At 35.4% G+C, this 20,658-nt stretch carries 13 protein-coding genes and 8 pseudogenes; 11 read left to right on the top strand and 10 right to left on the bottom strand.

The window, feature by feature from the left end:
• Window positions 1-96: 96 nt before the first annotated feature.
• Complete coding sequence (gene rpiB, locus HX13_RS14990) at window positions 97-531, bottom strand: ribose 5-phosphate isomerase B (protein ID WP_050021759.1); 435 nt, start codon at window positions 529-531, stop codon at window positions 97-99.
• A 637-nt stretch (window positions 532-1,168) separates the two neighbouring features.
• Here rpiB and HX13_RS14985 point away from each other — a divergent pair.
• Window positions 1,169-2,359 (top strand): phosphoglycerate kinase, encoded by a 1,191-nt coding sequence (locus HX13_RS14985; protein WP_050021758.1) that lies wholly within the window; start codon window positions 1,169-1,171, stop codon window positions 2,357-2,359.
• Between the two features lie 1,200 nt (window positions 2,360-3,559).
• Here HX13_RS14985 and HX13_RS14980 read toward each other — a convergent pair.
• From HX13_RS14980 to HX13_RS14955, 8 genes and pseudogenes are all read right to left on the bottom strand, one after another.
• A pseudogene (locus HX13_RS14980) lies at window positions 3,560-4,382 on the bottom strand (class I SAM-dependent methyltransferase).
• Between the two features lie 115 nt (window positions 4,383-4,497).
• The gene (gene mnmG, locus HX13_RS14975; protein WP_050021757.1) at window positions 4,498-6,360 is read right to left on the bottom strand and encodes a tRNA uridine-5-carboxymethylaminomethyl(34) synthesis enzyme MnmG; all 1,863 of its coding nucleotides are present in this window, start codon (window positions 6,358-6,360) and stop codon (window positions 4,498-4,500) included.
• Between the two features lie 145 nt (window positions 6,361-6,505).
• A pseudogene (ybeY, locus tag HX13_RS14970) lies at window positions 6,506-6,926 on the bottom strand (rRNA maturation RNase YbeY).
• Window positions 6,927-6,930: 4 nt separating this feature from the next.
• Window positions 6,931-7,986, bottom strand: a pseudogene (locus HX13_RS26410) (hypothetical protein).
• 178 nt (window positions 7,987-8,164) lie between these two features.
• Window positions 8,165-8,566 (bottom strand): patatin-like phospholipase family protein, encoded by a 402-nt coding sequence (locus HX13_RS26405; protein WP_410493139.1) that lies wholly within the window; start codon window positions 8,564-8,566, stop codon window positions 8,165-8,167.
• A complete protein-coding gene (locus tag HX13_RS26400; protein WP_410493138.1) occupies window positions 8,553-9,092 on the bottom strand; it encodes a patatin-like phospholipase family protein in 540 nt (179 codons plus the stop codon). Before HX13_RS26400 ends, HX13_RS26405 begins: the two co-directional genes overlap by 14 nt.
• 2 nt (window positions 9,093-9,094) lie before the next feature.
• Window positions 9,095-11,546, bottom strand: a pseudogene (locus HX13_RS14960) (bifunctional UDP-N-acetylmuramoyl-tripeptide:D-alanyl-D-alanine ligase/alanine racemase).
• A gap of 175 nt (window positions 11,547-11,721) precedes the next feature.
• Window positions 11,722-12,310, bottom strand: a pseudogene (locus HX13_RS14955) (thymidine kinase).
• Window positions 12,311-12,371: 61 nt separating this feature from the next.
• Between HX13_RS14955 and HX13_RS22820 the strand changes: the two are divergent.
• The 7 genes and pseudogenes from HX13_RS22820 (at window position 12,372) to fabG (ending at window position 16,932) form a co-directional block, all read left to right on the top strand.
• Window positions 12,372-12,554, top strand: coding sequence for a hypothetical protein (locus HX13_RS22820; protein ID WP_185113611.1), 183 nt, complete (start codon window positions 12,372-12,374; stop codon window positions 12,552-12,554).
• A 16-nt stretch (window positions 12,555-12,570) separates the two neighbouring features.
• Window positions 12,571-12,858 (top strand): hypothetical protein, encoded by a 288-nt coding sequence (locus HX13_RS22815; protein ID WP_185113610.1) that lies wholly within the window; start codon window positions 12,571-12,573, stop codon window positions 12,856-12,858.
• On the top strand, window positions 12,791-13,819 hold the full coding sequence (locus tag HX13_RS14950) for a hypothetical protein (RefSeq protein ID WP_128572438.1): 1,029 nt from the start codon (window positions 12,791-12,793) through the stop codon (window positions 13,817-13,819). The genes HX13_RS22815 and HX13_RS14950 overlap by 68 nt, the downstream gene beginning before the upstream one ends.
• Before the next feature lie 2 nt (window positions 13,820-13,821).
• Window positions 13,822-14,497, top strand: a pseudogene (gene rsmI, locus HX13_RS14945) (16S rRNA (cytidine(1402)-2'-O)-methyltransferase).
• 27 nt (window positions 14,498-14,524) lie between these two features.
• Window positions 14,525-15,658 (top strand): WG repeat-containing protein, encoded by a 1,134-nt coding sequence (locus HX13_RS14940; RefSeq protein ID WP_157837455.1) that lies wholly within the window; start codon window positions 14,525-14,527, stop codon window positions 15,656-15,658.
• A gap of 124 nt (window positions 15,659-15,782) precedes the next feature.
• A complete protein-coding gene (locus tag HX13_RS14935) occupies window positions 15,783-16,019 on the top strand; it encodes a hypothetical protein (RefSeq protein WP_050021755.1) in 237 nt (78 codons plus the stop codon).
• A gap of 168 nt (window positions 16,020-16,187) precedes the next feature.
• Window positions 16,188-16,932 (top strand): annotated as a pseudogene (fabG, locus tag HX13_RS14930) (3-oxoacyl-[acyl-carrier-protein] reductase).
• 82 nt (window positions 16,933-17,014) lie between these two features.
• On the opposite strand, the gene HX13_RS14925 reads toward fabG, so the two are convergent.
• The gene (locus HX13_RS14925) at window positions 17,015-18,052 is read right to left on the bottom strand and encodes a GMP reductase (RefSeq protein WP_050021754.1); all 1,038 of its coding nucleotides are present in this window, start codon (window positions 18,050-18,052) and stop codon (window positions 17,015-17,017) included.
• A 61-nt stretch (window positions 18,053-18,113) separates the two neighbouring features.
• Between HX13_RS14925 and HX13_RS14920 the strand changes: the two genes are divergently transcribed.
• The 3 genes and pseudogenes from HX13_RS14920 to HX13_RS14910 all read left to right on the top strand — a co-directional run bounded on the left by HX13_RS14920 (window position 18,114) and on the right by HX13_RS14910 (window position 20,516).
• Entirely contained in the window at window positions 18,114-18,869 is a 756-nt protein-coding gene (locus tag HX13_RS14920; protein ID WP_050021753.1) for a prolipoprotein diacylglyceryl transferase, read from the top strand.
• Complete coding sequence (locus HX13_RS14915) at window positions 18,866-19,102, top strand: hypothetical protein (RefSeq protein ID WP_050021752.1); 237 nt, start codon at window positions 18,866-18,868, stop codon at window positions 19,100-19,102. The genes HX13_RS14920 and HX13_RS14915 overlap by 4 nt, the downstream gene beginning before the upstream one ends.
• 9 nt (window positions 19,103-19,111) lie before the next feature.
• Window positions 19,112-20,516 (top strand): annotated as a pseudogene (locus HX13_RS14910) (radical SAM protein).
• The last annotated feature ends 142 nt before the right edge of the window (window positions 20,517-20,658 follow it).

Here is a 20,658-nt window from a genome sequence, read left to right as displayed (position 1 = left end):
GTTCTGAAGAAAAATAGAATATAATTTCTATCGGACACCAAATGTACGAATAAAAAATAAATAAGGCTTGCCATATAATGTACAAGCCTTGTATATTTAGCAAACAGCAATTTTATCAACTCTGTTCTGGTGTCTTCCACCTTCAAATTCTGTTGAAAGGAATTTATCAGCGATTTCAATCGCCAGCTCTTTTGAGATAAATCTTGCCGGCATAGATATCATATTGGCGTCGTTATGTTGTCTTGCCAGTGTAGCAATTTCCGGCATCCAGCATAATGCACATCTTATTTTCTGATGTTTATTCGCTGTGATCTGAACACCGTTTCCGCTTCCGCAGATTAAAATTCCGAGTTCATTTTCCCCGTTTTCCACAGAGGTTGCGGCAGGGTGTACAAAGTCCGGATAATCCACACTGTCTGTGGAAAACGTTCCAAAATCCTGAACTTCAAATCGTTCTGAAAGATAGTTTTTAACAATCTCCTTATATTCATAGCCTGCATGGTCCGCTGCAATAGCAATTTTTCTTTTCATAATACTTGAATTAAGCCTTTTTAGATTTTATTTCCTTACAAAGGTAAGAATAATAACAATTCGTGTTAGTAAACCGGGAGTTAATTGTGAAAAGGTATGTTAATAAGTGTGGAAAACTTTTCTCAACTTTCTATTTTTAAAGATGAATTTATTTCGTAATAGAAAATCTTCCTGAAATATTTTATCACAACTTTCCGGAGGTTTTCTTCAGCTATCCCCAGATTTTTCCATAGTAAAATAACTAATAACTGCTTTAGATCAAAGTTATCCACAGTTGTTAATAAGTCAATAAAACAGCAGGTTTACAGAGATTTATAATGTGAGTTAAATATGAATTGAGTAAAAACTATTTGTGATAAACTTTTAAGCTAAAACTTATCCCCGAAACTAACAATACATAACAACAACTACATTATTCTTTTTTTTTTAAGAGAAAAAATTGTTGATTAATGGGTGAATGGGGTTGGGGAAAGTTTTTGAAAACTTTTATTTCAATGGATCTGTTGAAAAAGTTTAAAACCTTACATTTGTGAAACGAAAATTCAATGAATTTGTGGAATCGGGCTTGCCCGGGTTTGCCAAAGGCAGACAAAACGGATAAGCAAGATTTCATGAAACCAAAAAAATAAATCTACATATGAAAACAATCAATGATTTCAATTTCAGAGATCGGAAAGCTTTGGTAAGAGTGGACTTTAATGTTCCGCAAGATGATCAGCTTAAAGTAACAGATAATACAAGAATCGTAGCAGTGAAACCTACGGTAGAGAAAATTCTTAATGATGGCGGTTCTGTCATTTTAATGACCCACCTTGGAAGACCAAAAGGGGAGGTAAAAGATGAATTTTCTCTTAAACATATAGTAGGGGAAGTTTCTGCCGTTCTTGGGCATGAAGTGAAATTTGTTGATGAATGTGTAGGAGAGAAGGCAGAAAAAGCTGCTTCTGAACTGAAGCCCGGTGAAATTTTATTACTGGAGAATGTTCGTTTTCATAATGAAGAAGAGAAAGGTGATGAAGGGTTTGCTGAAAAACTTTCAAAACTTGGAGATGCTTATGTAAATGATGCTTTCGGAACTGCACACAGGGCTCATGCTTCAACAGCTGTTATTGCTCAATTCTTTCCTTCAACTAAATATTTCGGTTTATTAATGGCTAAGGAACTTGAAGCTATTGACAAAGTACTAAAAAAAGGAGAAAGACCTGTTACAGCTATTCTGGGAGGGTCTAAGGTTTCAACTAAAATTACCATTATAGAAAATATCCTTCCTGCAGTAGACAATTTAATTATCGGAGGTGGGATGGCATTTACATTTATTAAAGCACTTGGAGGCAAGATCGGAAATTCATTGGTAGAAGAAGATAAGCTTCCTTTAGCGCTGGAGATTTTAGGAAAAGCAAAAGAACACAAAGTAAAAGTATATCTTCCTTCTGATGCTATTATTGCTGAAAGCTTTAGTAATGATGCAGAAAAAAAAGAAGCTGACATCTATGCAATTCCTGAAGGATGGATGGGATTGGATGCAGGCCACAAATCCAGAGATCAGTTCAATGATGTACTTTTAAATTCCAGAACAATTCTTTGGAACGGTCCGATCGGGGTTTTTGAAATGTCAAACTTTGCGGGTGGAACAATAGCTCTTGGAGATAGTATTGCTGAGGCAACAAGGTTAGGAGCTTTCTCTCTGGTAGGGGGAGGGGATAGTGTTGCTTTCGTTAAGCAATTCGGATATTCTGACAAAGTAAGTTATGTTTCTACCGGAGGTGGAGCAATGCTTGAAAGTCTTGAAGGATTGGAGCTTCCGGGAGTAGCTGCAATAAACAATTAATGAAGAACCATCAACAGTATAGCCTGCTAATTTTATTAGCAGGTTTTTTATTGTTTTGAAACCCAAACCTGCTGTTTCAGTATTCTTATTTTACGGAGAAAAAAGGCAAAAATGGGCCTCATTCTCACTTCTTTTACCATTTTATTTCTTTCTGTTCTATCTGTTTTTATTCTTATATTCATAATTTTATTACAAATATAGTGTCATTTTGATAGCTTGTAACGAAATACATCCTGTATTAATTATTTATATTTTTCCTATTTCTCTAGTCAATATAATAAAATTTTTTAAGGAAATGTTTTCTCCTGTTTCTGTTATTTTTGATTACTTTCCCTGTGAAAAATCTCTGTGCAAAGCTGTTTACTTACAATGAATGTATTTCATTTTCTAATATGTTATAATTATAAGTTATAATGATTAAGAAGCTCATTTTTACAAAAAGTAAAATAATTTTATTTTATTTTTTGTGAGTATTGCTCAATATTTCTGTTTTTTGGATTATATAATATTCTATAGTGCTATTGTTTTCTACTATTCTTTATTCATTTTATTTATTAGATTTTTGTTCTTGGAATTTAATTTTTTTTCATGCCTTTTTATTGAATAGTCAACTTATGAAAAATTTTCAAAGCTTGTTTTTTGGTTAAGGATAAATTTTATATTTTTTCTATTGAAGTGTGAGTTTAAGGCATTTTATTTTTCTGAGATTTTATTTCAGAAAATTTTAAAAATTATTTTTTCTGCCTAGTTATTTTTGTTCTTATTATTTTATTAGAATTTAACAAGTCTCTAAACTTTTTTTAAAATTTATAAATTATAGAGTAGGGGGATGGTTAGTTATTTCAAATAATAGCTTTTATTTTAATACAAACAAATAATCTTTTACTGTTAAAGATTTTTCAGATAACTTATGAACATGTTTTACAACAATGTGATTGAGCAGTTATTCCTATTTCTATTAATTGTCTTTTAATCCTGATCAATCTTTTTTTAAAGGGTAGAAATTATTTTTAATTAGGCTAAACAGGGTAGGGGAGTATAAAGTGCAAGTTTTGTATTTCAATTTTAAATTTTATTCAATTCACCCATTTGGTATATCCGGATAAAAATAAAACTCAGGAGTAAATTTCCTGAGTTTTTAGAATTTTTAGTTAGAAATGTCGAAAATTGACCTTCAGAAATGGCTTAAAAATCGATTTTCTATTTTTTTTCGATAATATATATCAAACTTGAAAATTCGTTTGAAAAAAGAGCCTTTATGTTCGAAATTGTTCCGTAGATCATTGCTTTTAGCCAAAAAAGCGGTGATTTTTTATATTTTTCGCTTAGCATGGAGATGTAATAGGCATCTAGGACTAAAGGTTTGATTTTTCTCATTTTCCAGTTTGGTTTCTTTGAAATTAAATTTTCCATTCCGTTTTTAGAGAAATGGTAGATGTGTCTGGGTACATCATAAGCAGCCCAATATTCTTTATAATGTTGAGCATCATAAGAAGTAGGGTTGGGAACAGCAATAATAAGCAATCCTTTTTCTTTTAATTTCGTATGAAAAATATTGAGCATTTCATCCTGATTCTCAATATGTTCAAATACATGCCAAAGAGTAATGGCATCCAGACTCTGATTTTCAATTTTGTGAATATCATTCAGAATAATAGCTTTTGCTATTTTTCCTTCTGCGGCTTTCCTGGCATCTGAGTCCGGCTCAAAACCAAAAGTTTCAAAATCAGTTTCAATATATTTTACAAATTCCCCGGCTCCACATCCATAGTCCAGAACTCTGGATCCTTTTTTTATTCTATCTATCAGAATATTTTTTTTGTATTGCAGATTGAAAGATTGAAGGAATTTATAAAGCTTTTCTTTGAGACTTCCTGAATCCTGATGGTGGGAGATGTAATCTTCGCTCTCATAGTACCTTGAAATATCAGATGGAACAGGAGAAGTTTTAAAAAACGCCTTTTGTTTCTGTTTCTTTGATTTCAAATATTTCCTGTGAAAGAAAATGATCCTTTATTTTCATTGAAGTTGTTTGCTATTATATTAAAAATTAAGATATTCAAAAAGCTGATATCGCTTCATAAATACCTTAATTTTTATTTTAAATTTTAAAATGTTTCACGTGAAACATTAATTTTTTAACGGCCTAAATACACTAGTAAAACGTTTATATCGGCCGGAGAAACACCACTTATCCTTCCCGCCTGTGCAATAGTTTTGGGACGTACGTTAGACATCTTCTGTTTTGCCTCCGCCGAAAGACTGGATAATTTAGAGTAGTCGAAATCATCTGGTATTTTAATATTTTCCAAACGGTTCAGTTTAGCTACATTTTCCTTTTCTTTTTCAATATACCCCTTATATTTGATATTAATTTCTGCTTGCTCTCTTACTTCATCACTATATTGGGTAGAAAATTCTTTAATGGCTTCAATTTCATCCAGTTTTGCTAAAGTCATGTTAGGTCTGGTAAGGATCTGAGCGGCTCTGTATGCCTGATCTACCGGGCTGCTTTCTATAGATTCCAGGATAGGGTTGATAATTCCTGGTTTTAAAGAAGTTTCCCGAAGAAACTCTTCAAGTTGTTGACTTTCAGATAGTTTTGTTTCTACTTTTCTTAATCTTTCTTCTTTTGCCAGTCCCAGCTGAAATGCTTTTTCTGTTAACCTGATGTCTGCGTTATCCTGTCTTAAAAGAAGTCTGTATTCAGCACGTGATGTGAACATTCTGTAAGGTTCCTCTGTTCCTTTTGTAATAAGATCATCGATAAGAACCCCAATATAGGCTTCATCTCTATTAAGAATGAATTCTTCTTTTTCATGAACTTTATTGTGGGCATTGATACCTGCGATTAGTCCTTGTCCTGCTGCTTCTTCATACCCTGTAGTTCCGTTGATCTGACCGGCAAAGTATAAATTGTCTATCAATTTTGTTTCTAAGGTATGCTTTAGCTGAGTAGGAGGGAAGTAGTCATACTCAATAGCGTAACCTGGTCTGAAAACTTTTACATTTTCAAATCCTGGAATATGTTTCATTGCTTTGATCTGTACATCTTCAGGAAGAGAAGAGCTGAAACCGTTTACATAGATTTCTACCGTTTTCCATCCTTCCGGTTCCACAAAAAGCTGATGTCTGTTTCTTTCTGCAAAACGATTGATTTTATCTTCAATACTCGGGCAGTATCTCGGGCCTAAGCTCTGAATTGTTCCATTGAACATGGGACTTCTGTCAAAGCCTTCTCTTAAAATATCGTGCACGGTTTCGTTTGTATACACGATATGACAGCTTAATTGTTTTGTGAGTTTAGGAGTGTCAAGATAGCTGAACTTTTGAGGATTTTCATCTCCTTTTTGTTCTTCCATTTTTGAATAATCCAGGCTTCTTCCGTCTACTCTTGGTGGGGTCCCGGTTTTCATTCTTCCGGCTTCGAAACCTAAGCTTACCAATTGTTCGGTAATTCCGAATGCTCTCGGTTCACCCATTCTTCCTCCACCTAGTTGTTTATCTCCAACGTGAATTAATCCGTTAAGGAATGTTCCGTTTGTGAGTACAACTGATCTTCCTTTGACTTCAATTCCCAGGGAAGTTATAACTCCGGTTACTTTATTATTTTCAACAATAAGCTGTTTTACCATATCCTGAAAAAAATCAAGATTGGGGGTATTTTCTAATGCTAATCGCCATTCTTCTGCAAAAAGCATTCTGTCATTCTGGGTTCTTGGAGACCACATTGCGGGACCCTTTGAGAGGTTGAGCATTTTGAACTGAATAGCTGATTTGTCTGCTACAATTCCGGAGTATCCTCCCATGGCATCAATCTCTCTTACGATTTGACCTTTTGCGATTCCACCCATTGCGGGGTTGCAACTCATCTGTCCGATGGTCTGCATATTCATTGTAATCAATAGTGTTTTTGAACCCAGATTAGCTGCTGCTGCTGCTGCTTCACAACCTGCGTGTCCTGCACCTACTACGATTACGTCATATATTTCTGAAATCATTTTATCGCGCTTATTTAAGCTTTATACTTTATCTTTTTTATTAATGTTTCACGTGAAACATTTTTGAAGAATGTACTGCAGATAAACTTATATTACTGCTATAATTGAGTACTTTAGATATCGGACTTTAAGTGATAATTTAATTTTAAATCTTTAAATCCCTGTATTTGGCTAAGTACAGATCTTCCATTCTCCGCATTTCTTTCTCTTCCTCTTCTGTCTTGTCTTTATAGCCTGCAAGATGCAAAATTCCATGGGCTAATACTCTTCTTAATTCTTCTTCATAATCTTTGGAAAGAGTAGAGGCATTGTCAGAAATGCGCTGCAAAGATACGAAAATCTCTGCGCTTATTGTTTTACCTTTTACATAATCAAAAAGTGATGATATCCGTATAGTAATCATGCTGTAAATAATCCTGGTTAATCTTCAAAAGATATTCGTCATCACAGAAAATGTAATTGATTTCTCCAAGCTTTTTTCCTTCTGAAAGAATAAGGTCTTCCAGCCATTTTTTGTAATCATTACTTACCGACTCGGGTAAGTTTTCGTAAAAAAATTGTATCATTGTATTAAAACCAGTGTCCTAAAATAACACTGAATATGCCTTTTTGATTGTTTTTAAGTGAGTGGCTGAAATTTACTTTAATCTGCCCGAAAGGAGATTTGTATCCTGCCGTAATTCCAAGAGAGCTATAATTTACTTTAACTGCATCTTCAAATTTAATATCATTGGAAAGGTTTGCAAAGCTGAAATTCCCACTGATGAAATAATTTTTATTGAATCTGAATTGAATATCATTAGAAGCGAGTATCACATTATTGGTATGTAGCTGTGCAAAATAAAATCCTCCGAAACTTTTGAAATTAATAATATTTTGCTCAAAAATTCCACCTAGTCTATACTGGTAATATTGAGGCAAATGTTCCCCGATTGTGATTCCTCCAAATAAATTAAGACGATAAGTAAATTGTTTTCCTAAAGGAATATTTACCCTAAGATCTGCCTTTACCTGGACGATTCTTTTATCTAGCTCAGACTTTAAAAGATCAATTACTTTTCCCTCAGCAGAAAAATAGACACCTTTTGTAGGGAATTCCTTATCATCCTGAGTATCGCTTTTTTAAAAATATGTAGGGATTCAGAAAAAACGCCCGTATCGTATATTTTCGCCGTTAATTTCCGCTCTGAAATAATCATGGCTTATACCACCACCAATTGCATACTTATCTTTCCAGACAGACTGTATATAAGCTTCATTTCTGGACCATTCCCATTTGTCTATGACATTATTGTCTACGTTTTTCAGATCAAAACTCATTCCGGAAGAGTAAATACCGAACCCCGGTATATATCCGTTGTCAATAAAATAATTCAGATAATATCTGAGCCTGTCTCCAACAATAACATCTACGGAAAGATTTGAATTTTTAAATAAAAGTCTCTTTGCAGAATAATTCAGAAGAAGCCCGGTTTTGAAAACTTCATCGTAATGTAACCCGAACTTTAAAAAATGACGGGTATCATCCTCGGTGACATATAGCTTTAGATAATTGGCGTCATTCTCCTGTACGATATCATAATTAATAAACCGGTAGTTATTCGTTGCAACAAGCTTATCAATCATTTTGTTGATGCTTCCATAAGTCTGGAGGGAAGGAAGACGTAGTCCCATTTTACCTAAAGTATAGTTTTTACCATAGATCTTGCTTCCTTCTATAGAAATACTATCTATCTTATAAACATTGGAATATATGGGATTTACACGTTGCCTGAGGCGATCAAATGAACGTTTAGGCAATTGATCAAGTATTTGGGTATATTTCAAACCTTCCACATAGCCGCTGTCCAGAATTTTTTTTCTTATCGTCATAGCTTGTAGCAGACATCCCTTTCAGATTGGGTTTGATATTGATGTCTGTATACTTATATTGTTTTCTTGTATCCTTTTTTATCCCAAAATCAATAACCTGGTTCAGGATGGCAATAATATTGTTTAAATCCTCTCTTTTTGAAAGATCCTGGTTCAGGTCCACTCCAATAACAATATCGATTCCTTTGTCCTTTAATGGCTTTGACGGATAATTGACCGTCATAGCTCCATCAATATAAATACTGTCTCCGATTTTAACCGGATCCATTAATGATGGAAATGCAGAACTTGCCATAATGGATTGTACAAGATCCCCTTTTTCAAAAATCTGCATATTCCCGCTTTCCAGATTGGTAGCTACACAAAAAAAGGGAATCGGTAATTTGGAAAAATCTTCTATATTGGAAACATTTTTTAAAAAGCTCTTTCAGTAAGTATACATTTCGCTGTCCGGTACTGATGGAAGAGGGAAGGGTTATCTTGCCATTCTTTAGCGGAATGGATAAAAGGTACTTATCTACGGATTTATTAAAAAAGCTGGCTTCCTGCCGGGATTTAGGATCCATAATCAGAGAATAAAAATCGGTATCCATAACGATTTTTTCTATTTCTTTCCCGGAATACCCTGAAGCGTATAGTCCACCTACAATGGCACCCATACTTGTTCCTCCGATATAATCTATTTTTACTCCTAATGAGTCTAACACCTTAAGTACTCCGACATGAGAAAAACCTTTAGCCCCACCACCGGCAAGCGATAGCCCAATTCTAGGGTTTTTCGGGATCACTAAATTCTTTTTTACCTGGGAATGGATCAAAAGCAATTGGAATACGAAGAGAAGAGTCAGGAGTTTTCTCATAGTTAATCTTTTATATAAATCCGTTTCACCCGGGGTGAAATGGAGGTTAATACTTCATAGGTTATCGTTTTGCAGTAGCCTGCGAATTCTTTTAAACTTGGTTTTGCGTTAAAGACGGTAACAGTGTCACCCTCCTTTACATTAGGAATGTTTTCAATATTGATCATCATCATATCCATGCAGATATTTCCAACAATAGGAGCAAGCATTTTATTAACGCCTAAGTTTCCTACCTGGTTTCCTATTAATCTTGGGATACCATCTGCATAGCCAACGGGAACGGTGGCAATTTTAGTAGGATGATCTGTTTTAAATTTTCTGCTGTACCCTACAGATTCTCCGTTTTCAACCATAGATATCTGAGAAATTACAGTTTTAAAACTCACTACAGATTGTAATTGTTTCTGTACTTCACCGTCAGGAGATTCTCCAAGCATTCCGATACCGATTCTCACCATATCATATTGATGTGCGGTATAGCTGGTAATGCCTGATGAATTTAGAATATGACGGATAGGAGTGTAGCTCAGCTTTTCTATCAGATAAGTGGAGTTCTTTTCAAAAATGTCCAGCTGCTTCAAGGTAAATTCCTTTTCTTCAGGCATATCGGATGAAGATAAATGACTGAACAGGCTTTGTACTTTAAGATTTCTTCCACTTAAAGTTTCACTCAACAGATCTAATTCAAAATCTTTAAAACCAAGACGGTGCATTCCCGTTTCCAGTTTTATATGGATAGGGTATTTTTTATCATACCCTGATTTCTGCACTGCTTCATAAAATAAATCCAATACCCTGAAACTATAGATTTCCGGCTCAAGGTTGTATTCAATAATGGTCTGATAACTGTGCTGCTCAGGGTTCATTACTATAATAGGAGTGGTTATCCCTTTTTTACGAAGCTCAACACCTTCGTCAACATATGCTACTCCAAGATAGTCGATATGATGATGCTGTAAAAACTCAGAGACTTCATAACTTCCTAATCCATACGCATTGGCTTTTACCATAGCCATCATCTTGGTTTCCGGCTTGAGCAATGATTTGTGATAATTGATATTGTGCAGAATGGCATTTAGATTAACTTCTAAAACGGTGTCATGCTTTCTGAGTTCAAGAATATCTTTCAGCCTTTCGATTTCGAATTTTCTTGCTCCTTTCAGAAGAATAATCTGGTTTTCTATTTCAGAAAGGTGTTTACTTTCAATGAGTTCTCTGGTATCAATAAAAGTATAGGTTTTAGATTTAAATAATTCACTAAATTTTGATATTTCATCACCGATCAGAAAAACAGAATCAAAAATTTTGTTCATTCACCAGTTCAGAAACCTCTTCATACAATTCTCTGGAATTGGCACTCACTCCTACAATATCCGTTAAGACTAATGATTTCTTTGGTTTATTGTATTCATTCAGAAATTGCAGGGCAGTCTTGAGAGAATCAAGGTCAAGATTAAAAGAATCGTTAATAACAATATTATTCTTAATTCCTTCAATCGCTTCAAGCCTCATTTCAATCGGCTTTTAAAAGGTTGATTTTTTCGACGATCTTTTTATTTTCGATATGTAACTCCTTTAAGACGGTAATAAGCGCCAGAGCATTGGTTAATGTAGCTTCGTCTCTCTGATGGGCCGGAAAACTTATTTCTTCACCAAAATATTGAACAATAATTTGCTCATCCCTGGAAATATTGTTTTTGATGAAAACCTGATTTTCTTTTTTAAGTCCGTAGGAAATTAATTTTTTTATCTGAATATAATTTTTTTATTTTTTTGACATACCAGGAGGTTGTCTCCGTTATAAATAATGACTTCGGAATTTTTAAAGAGCTTGATCTTTTCATCCACAAGTTCCTCCTCCGAGGAAAAGTTGGCCGCATGGGCAGTTCCTATATGAGTTAATAAACCGATTTGCGGATGAAAAATATTTTCCAGTTTATCCATCTCATCAGGCTGAGAGATTCCGACCTCAAAAATTCCAAGCTTATGGGTATTGTTGATTTGAAGCAGGGAAAGAGGCAGACCGATTTGTGAATTAAAACTTTTGGGGCTTTTTACTGTTGGAAATTCATTCCACAGACATTGATAAAGCCATTCTTTTAAAATGGTTTTTCCATTACTTCCCGTAATTCCGATAGATTGTAATTGGGCATTTTCAAAATGATATTTGGCTAATTTTTGAAGAAATTCTATGGAATTTTCAACAATGATCCATGTAATATTTTCGAATTGGGGATCATAATGTTCGGAAATAATGATACTGATACCTCTGTGAATGGCAGCTTCAACAAATTTTTCACCGGAATTTTTATGGGTGTTGATAGCAATAAAAGCAGTATTTTTTGTGGAATAAATAATCCTGCTGTCGAAAGCTATATTTTTAATCGTTAAATTTTTATCACCCATTACCTGTGCGTTGGTGATTTCTGCAATATGTTGTACGGTATAGTTCATTGGTACCCTTTCTCCTTATTTTAAGCGAAATTGCAAAACCGTAAAACTGTTAAGAAATGACTTATTATAAGACAACTCTTTTTGAAATTTTATGGCTGCTTTTCCCTTTCATTTTTATAGTAAATATAATGTTATGTTTTGTTACATTCAGCCTTTTTGCCGTTAGCTATTTTTGCTACTTCCTTTTCGAAAGCACTTCGTCAATAAAAACCCGGCGGCTTACAGCTTCATAGCTTTCCGTTTCACCCAATTCCACAAGATCATCTCCTTTTGAGGTTCTCATGGAATAATTGGCGAGATTCCCTGTTCTCTTACAAATAGCATGCACTTTTGTCACATATTCTGCTGTAGCCATGAGATTGGGCATGGGACCGAACGGACGTCCTAAAAAATCCATGTCTAACCCTGCAACAACTACTCTTACGCCGCTATTGGCAAGCTGATTGGCAATATCAACAATGCTTTCATCAAAAAAACTGTGCTTCATCTATTCCTACCACATCACAATGGGAAGCCAGCAGGAGAATTTCATTGGGATTTTCTACTGCGGTACTGCGTATTTTATTCTGGTTATGGGAAACCACATCCTCTACAGAATACCGTGTATCCAGCTTTGGTTTGAAAATTTCCACATTTTGCCCCGCCATTTCTGCTCTTCTTAATCTCCGGATCAATTCTTCTGTTTTCCCCGAAAACATAGAGCCACAGATAACTTCCATCCAACCGCTTTGTTTGGAATGATTAATTGTATTTTCTAAAAACATTTGTTAAATTAGCCGTATATTTTTAACATCAAAAGTAAGGAATTTTAATAAGAATCTTATTATGCAAAATATCCAAGATTTAAAGGAAAAGATTTTTTTTGAAGCCAAGAATATCATTGATAATCTGGACAAAATAAACAATGTAGACGAATTACTTTCCAGGCAAGATCTTGTGGATGAGCTTGCTAACAGGATTTCTTTTTTGAAACTGCTGGAAAAAAAATATAGAATATTTCATAACTGAAGATTCTTTTCAGCATTTGGAAAACCATAATGTATCTTTTACTTCCACAGATACCGATCATCATGAAGTGACCGAAGAGGAAGCCATTTTTAATAATGAGCTAAACGAAATAGATGAGCATGAACATGAAAATTTCACAAATGAAATTGAAGAAGAAGAGGTTTTCAATCATCAACTGAATGAAATTGTGGAAAACGAACTCCACGAAAATATTGTCAACTTCGTAGAAGAAAACCATGAGGAAAGCAACCAGCAAAAAAAAGTCTTATCAGGAAACTACCGAGGAAGAAGCGATATTCAATAATCAGTTGAATGAGATTGATGAAAGCGAACGGGTTGTTCATTCAGGAGCAGTTTTCAGCTTTATAGATGAGGAAAAGATTCTGGCTGACTCAACGCCTGATTCGGACGAAGATATCAATGAGGATATGTTTAATGAAAACGTAACCGAGGAAGAAGCAATATTCAATAATGAACTGAATGAAATAGATGACGATGCGGCTGAATCGGAAGTAAAGGCAAAAGAGGAAACCATTCCTGAATCTAAACTTACTGAGACTATTCCAAGTATTTTTGATACTGAAATGCTGGAAGATGAAATCCTCATTGAAGAAAGTGAAGAGCAGTTTGTTACTGCCAATATCTCTATAGAGCAGGGAGAAATGGCTACTGAAACCTCCAATGTAGACAATATCCTGAGCGAAATAAAGAATGATCATGCAACGGAAGAGGTAAAAGAAGAAAGCATTCTTGCCGAAGTGTATGACAGAAGAAAAATTATAGAAATAGACAAACCTGTTCCGGAAGAAACAGATAAACATGCTTCTGATAAAAGTTTTGAAAACTTAGAAGAATATAATCAGGAGAAAAAAATAAAATTAGCCAATATCAAAGGACTGAAAATCGTTCAGAGTCTTTTTGATGATGATCATTTGGAAAGGAAAATTCCTGAAGAAAAACAAAATCCTTTAGCCAAAGAAGACACAGGAAGTATTCTGAAAACTAATGTTCCTACCCAATACATGGAATCGGAAAAGCCGAAACCTGAATTTAAACTGGATCTGAATGACAGAATTGCCTTTTCAAAAATGTTGTTTGAAGGAAGCCAGGCTGACCTGAATGATACAGTGGCCCAGCTCAACCATTTTAAAACACTGGAGGAAGCCAAAGAGTATCTGAGTGATCTTTATTATGAAAGAAAATGGAATAAAGTGGATGAATATGCACAGAGACTTTGGATATTGGTAGAAAATAAATTCTTATAAATTTGAGCGGAATCCTTTATTTTGTTCCCACACCCGTAGGGAACCTTGAAGATATGACTTTCAGGGCAGTGAATGTCCTTAAAGAAGTAGACTATATTTTATGTGAAGATACCAGAACTTCGGGAATACTTTTAAAACATTTTGAAATCTCCAAACCTTTGAAATCATATCATTTGCATAATGAACATCAGGTAACAGAGAAAGTAATCACAGACCTTAAAAACGGTCAGAATATTGCCATCATTACTGACGCCGGAACACCCGGAATTTCAGATCCGGGATACCTTTTGGCTAAAGCGGGAGCAGATCATAATATTGAAATGATATGCCTTCCGGGAGCTACAGCCCTGATTCCGGCTTTGGTAGTTTCAGGACTGCCTAATAATGAGTTCCTGTTTGCCGGATTTTTACCCCAGAAAAAAGGGCGGCAAACCAGGCTGAAACAGCTTGCTGAAGAAAAAAAAGACGATTGTTCTCTATGAAAGTCCTCATAAGATTAATACAACTTTGGAGCAGATTAAAGAGTTCTTTGGAGAAGAAACAAAAGTGAGTCTAAGCAGGGAAATCTCTAAAAAATTTGAAGAAACTAAACGAGGGACTATCAATGAGTTAATTGAATTCTCCAAGAGTAAAACTTTAAAAGGAGAAATTGTTCTTATTGTCAATAATTCTATTTAATTATTCTTGAAAAAATTAGTATTTGTTTTGTGTTCTATAGTTTGTACAGCACAGACTAATCAATACACCAGGATTCTTTTATCCAAAAAAACAGGAAAGACAGTAACCTCATATTCTGAAGGATATGGTACAGTGTATGATCCTGATTCAAAAAAAGGAAGTATTGTAGACTCTTTGGGGGCCATTACCTTTGAATCCCCTTATAAAGGAAGCATATCTCATATTTTCAAAAACAGGTTTATTTTAAAATCTGAAGATAATAACAAAGTAAAATCAGCAATTATTGATGAAAAAGGAAATGAGATTATTCCATTGGGCAATCAGGATTTCGATACCCCCTGGCAGAGTGAAAAATGGATTATTGTTTCCAAAGAACGGAAGGAGGCTGTGTATGATTATAATGGAAAGGAAATTATTCCCTATTCAGAAAAAATAAGACTTTCGGGGAAGGACAGGTTTTTTGTTTTGAAAGATAAAAAATGGCTGTTATATGATAATAAGGGTAAGCAGCTTAGCGGGAGGGAATTTAAAGATGCCTACAGTTTTGAAAACGGAAAAGCATTAATCATCAATGAAGAGGGGCAAAGTGAGATTATCGGGCTGAATGGGGAAACGCTGCATACATTTTCAAAAAAGGTTCAGGATATCAGTGCTTATCCATATCTGATTACTAAAAATAATGTGACCGGAAAGTATGGGCTGATTGATATACAGGGAAATACTTTAGCGGATGAAATCTTTAAAGATATTACCCCGGAATATTTTGGTAAAAAAGAGTATATCTACCTGACCAAAAATAATAAAACAACGGTTTTTAACAAAAAAGACCAGAAACTTTATCCCAGCAGTTTTACCTATTTAAACCCTTTGCTGAATAATCTGTTCGCAGTGTATAATGAAAAGTCTAAAAAGACAGGAATTGTAGACCTGCAGGGAAGTATAATTTTCCCTCAGGAATATGATTTTATTAAAGCATTTACAGTTTCAGGAAGGGAGTTTATTTATCTTAAAAAAGGAAGAGAAGAACAGCTTCTGGACAAGACACTCAAAAATATTATAGGTGAAGGAACTGAAATCCTTGGATTTTATCCGGATAATCTGGTCATAAAAAAAAGAAAATACGTACTATACATTTTCAGTATCCGACCAGTCTGTAATTGAATTAAAAAATATCCGGTACATTAAGAACCAGGACTTTGAATATTTTAATCCGCTTAACCTGTATTCAAAGCCTCTTGTATGCAAAAACAGTGACAACCTTTTTGGGGTCCTGAATGGGAAAGGAATGGAAATTGTACCTTTTGTGTATGAAGATATTATTGCTTTTGAAAATTCTGAAAACGAAATTGTTGTAAAAAAAGAGGAAAAGTATGGTGTTTCAAACTTCCAGAATGAACCATTGAGAGAGATTGTTTATGATAAGTATTTTTGGATGAAGGAAGTCTTAAGATTGGAAAAAGATAAAAAATCAGACTTCATTTATTTCACAAGATTTAGAGACAGATCAGAACAGCTTCAATAAAACAGCAAAAAATAAATAAAATAATACAGTATTTTAATGATTTAAAGGTATTGAATGACAATTTATAATATCTTTGCAAACCGTTTAATTCTGAAAAGGAATTATGATACTAAGTAAGTCAGCTGTCACTGGCTGAATGAGTTATAAAAAAAATAATCGTCAAGAGATATGAAATTATTAGAAGGAAAAGTAGCACTAATTACCGGAGCTACAAGAGGAATCGGGAAGGGTATTGCTGAATTGTATGCTCAACAAGGGGCAAAAGTAGCATTTACTTATGCCGGTTCTGTAGACAAAGCTAAAGAATTAGAAGCAGCTTTAAGTTCTGTAACCCAAATCAAAGGATATCAGTCTGACGCATCAGATTATGATGCTGCTCAAAAAATTGGTAGAAGAAGTAATGGCAGAGTTTGGACAGATTGATATTCTGGTAAATAATGCAGGGATTACAAAAGATAATCTATTATTGAGAATGTCTAAAGAAGATTGGGATCAGGTGATTAAAGTAAACCTTGATTCAGTTTTCAACCTTACAAAAGCGGTGATCAAGCCGATGATGAAGGCAAGAGCAGGTTCTATCATTAATATGACTTCAGTAGTTGGTATACAGGGACATGCAGGACAAGCCAATTATGCCGCATCTAAAGCCGGTGTTATCGGATTTACAAAATCTGTGGCCTTAGAATTAGGATCCAGAAATATCAGATGTAATGCTATTGCTCCGGGATTTATTGAAACGGAAATGACTGCTGTTTTAGATGAAAAAATAGTTCAGGAATGGAGAGAAGGGATTCCGATGAAGAAAGGAGGAAAACCAGTTGACGTAGCCAATGCCTGCGTTTTCTTAGGAAGTGAAATGTCATCTTACATTACCGGACAGACGCTTAACGTAGACGGAGGAATGTTAACTTAAAAATATAAAGAGGCCTTACAATTTGTAAGGCCTCTGTTATTATTTTCCGGAATCTGCTTTATCAGCAAAATCTTTGAGGGGATCAATTAAAAACCTGGTTTTCCTGCTCCTGGACCCTGATAAATGTAGTTCGTTTAGAAAGTTCCTTCAATTGGGAAGCTCCCACATACGTACACGTAGAACGTACCCCACCTAAAATATCTTTCACGGTTTCCGAAACAGGACCCTTATAGGCTACTTTTACAGTTTTTCCTTCAGAAGCACGGTATTCTGCTACGCCTCCGGAATGTTTATCCATAGCTGTTTTAGAGCTCATCCCATAAAATAAACGGTATTTTTTACCATTTTCTTCAATCATTTCTCCGCCGCTTTCATCATGGCCGGCAAACATTCCGCCCAGCATCACAAAATCTGCGCCACCACCAAAGGCTTTCGCTACGTCTCCGGGAACTTTACAGCCTCCATCCGCGATGATATGGCCGCCTAATCCATGAGCAGCATCAGCACACTCAATAATAGCAGAAAGCTGAGGATATCCCACTCCTGTTTTTACACGGGTAGTACACACTGAGCCTGGCCCTATTCCTACTTTAATAATATCTGCCCCTACCAGCAGAAGCTCTTCTACCATTTCTCCTGTAACCACATTGCCGGCAATAATGATTTTATCCGGAAAATTGGCCCTTGCCCGCTTCACAAAGTCAACGAAATGCTCAGAATAACCATTTGCCACATCTATACAGAGAAACTCGATTTTCGGATGCTTTTCAAGGATGTGCCTGATTTTTTCTTCATCAGCTTTTCCCGTTCCGGTGCTTAGGGCAATATATTGATGGATACTTTCCGGCTGGCTTTCCAGGAAACGGCTCCATTCCTCAGGAGTATAATGCTTATGAATGGCAGTGATAATCTGTTCTTTAGCAAGTTCAGCGGCCATTTCAAAAGTTCCTACCGTATCCATATTGGCAGCAATCACCGGAATACCTTTCCATTTTTTCTTGGTATGTCGGAATGTAAATTCTCTTTCAAGATTTACTTCAGAACGGGATTTTAATGTAGACCGTTTCGGACGGAACATTACATCCTTAAACCCCAGTTTTATGTCATATTCTATGCGCATTTTATAATTATTTATCAGAATAAAGGTAGTAAATATTCTGAAATGGATTATTTTTGAGGCAATGGATTTTCCTGTAACTTTTCATATTTTCGGTAAAACGGTTCTTGCTCATCCTCTATTTGAAGCGGTTGGAATGTTTTTGGGAATGCGCTATTATTTCTATCTTAAGCGGAAATCCAAAGAGAAATTGTCTTTCAACACTTCTGCTGCAGTTTTAATCGGAGCTACAGCAGGCGCTTTAATAGGCTCCAAATTAATCGGAAACCTGGAAAATCCTTATGTCCTGTTTGAAAACTTCAGTATTCGGAAATTCTGGTCTAATAATACGATTGTTGGAGGCCTTGCCTTTGGGCTAATCGGGGTAGAGCTGGCGAAAAAAATAGTACACCACAAGGAAAGTACAGGAGATCTGATTGTTTTTCCCTTAATGTTTGCGATGATAATAGGAAGAATAGGCTGTTTTCTTACAGGAATCTATGAAGAAACCTATGGCATTCCCACCAGATCGGTCTTTGGGATGCACCTGGGTGATCAGTACCTGAGACATCCGGTTGCCCTTTACGAAATCGGGTTTTTAATGATGCTTTGGATTGTACTGCAATATATTCAGAATCAGAAGAAACACCGTTCCGGTTTTATCTTTCAGCTGTTTATGCTGAGCTATTTTATCTTTAGATTCTTTCTGGATTTTATCAAACCCCGGATAGAAATCATAGGAAATCTCGGCACCATTCAGCTGGTATGTTTATGTGTTATTATTTACTACATTTATCAGATTAAAAACACCCGGTCTTTATATTTAAAATATTCAAGATGAAAACTTTAACCATTTTAGAAGCTGGCAACCTTGCCGGAGTTGTCATTATGATCATTGGAATAATCATTTTAGGTGCCTTATTTATTTCGGTGATTGCTACCTTCGTAGTGAAACTCATTTATGAGTGGAAGGGAGACAGGAAATTCAGTAAAAAACAATTTATACAAACCATGTTAATATGCCTGCTGGTCTGTGGCCTGATCAGCGGATATATCTGTGGTGGAGGATTTTAAAACTTAATTATGCCCATAAGAAATTATACTTATTACGATTATACAATCAGCTTGTGCCCGGAATGTCTTAAAAGGGTGGGAGCAAAAATCATCATAGAAGATGAAGCTGTTTTTATGACTAAAAGATGTCCGGAGCATGGTTTTTTTTAAAACCAAAATAGCTTCAGATGTTCATTACTACAAAAACATCCGGAATTATAATAAAGCTTCAGAGATGCCCCTTCAGTTTGGAACGGATGTAGAATACGGGTGTCCCTATGATTGTGGGCTTTGCGTAGATCATGAGCAACACAGCTGTCTTTCGATTGTGGAAGTTACAGACCGGTGTAATCTGACCTGTCCTACCTGCTATGCCATGTCTTCTCCGCATTATGGCAGTCACAGAAGCCTGGAGGAAATAGAAGCCATGTTTGATGTCATTGTAAAGAATGAAGGCGAGCCTGATGTTGTTCAGATCAGTGGAGGAGAACCAACCATTCATCCGGAGTTCTTCAAAATTATGGATATCGCAAAATCCAAACCCATTAAACACCTGATGCTTAATACCAATGGGATAAGGATTGCCAATGATCCTGGTTTTGCAGAAAAACTGGCTACTTATGCTCCCGAATTTGAGGTATATCTTCAGTTTGATTCTTTTAAGCCGGAAGTACTGGAGGATTTCAGGGGAAAAGACCTTACCTCTGTCCGTATGAAAGCTCTTGAAAAGCTGAATGAACTTAATCTTTCCACGACATTAGTTATTGTTCTGCAAAAAGGAAAAAATATTGATGAAATCGGGAAAATTATTGAATTTGCGCTGAAGCAGAAATGTGTAAGAGGAATTACGTTCCAACCGGTGGAAATAGCAGGAAGAAACAGGGATGATTCTGCGCGGGAGAAAATTACATTAACGGAGGTCCGGCAAGAAATCCTTAATCAGTTTCCACTTTTAAATTCAGATGATATCATTCCGGTTCCATGCAACCCTGATGCGCTGGCAATGGGCTATATATTAAAACTTGGAGGTGAAGTTATTCCCTTGACACGGTATATTAATCCTGCAGACCTATTGAACAATGAATCCAGAAATACGATTGTCTATGAACAGGATACAGGACTTCACATGCAGTTGCTTGATATATTCAGTACAGGGATTTCTGTAGATAAAGTAAAGCCTAAAGTGAACCAGTTATTGTGCTGTCTTCCTGAAGTATGTGCCCCTGATTTGGATTATGATAATCTATTCAGAATTATTATTATGAATTTTATGGACGCCCATGATTTTGATGTTCGTGCCGTAAAAAAATCATGTGTTCATATCGTCAACAAGGATTTGAAGCTAATTCCGTTTGAAACCATGAACCTTTTCTACAGGGATGATAAAAAAAGTTATTTAGAAGAACTGAGAAAAGAAGATAAGGTATTATTCTAACATAGAAGTAAATTGGTCTTTCTATTGAATTTCTATATTTTTACGCGTAAACATCTGTGATTATCTGCAAAAATCTGTGATTAATCAAAGAATTTAATTTTCCCACTTCACAGATGATTGCACATAAATGAAATCTGTGTTA

This window comes from Chryseobacterium sp. P1-3 (assembly GCF_000738495.1).
GTDB classification, from domain to species: Bacteria; Bacteroidota; Bacteroidia; order Flavobacteriales; family Weeksellaceae; genus Chryseobacterium; species Chryseobacterium gallinarum.
The sequence above is the reverse complement of the archived record's forward strand: the minus strand, read 5'-3'. Positions and strand labels throughout refer to the sequence as shown.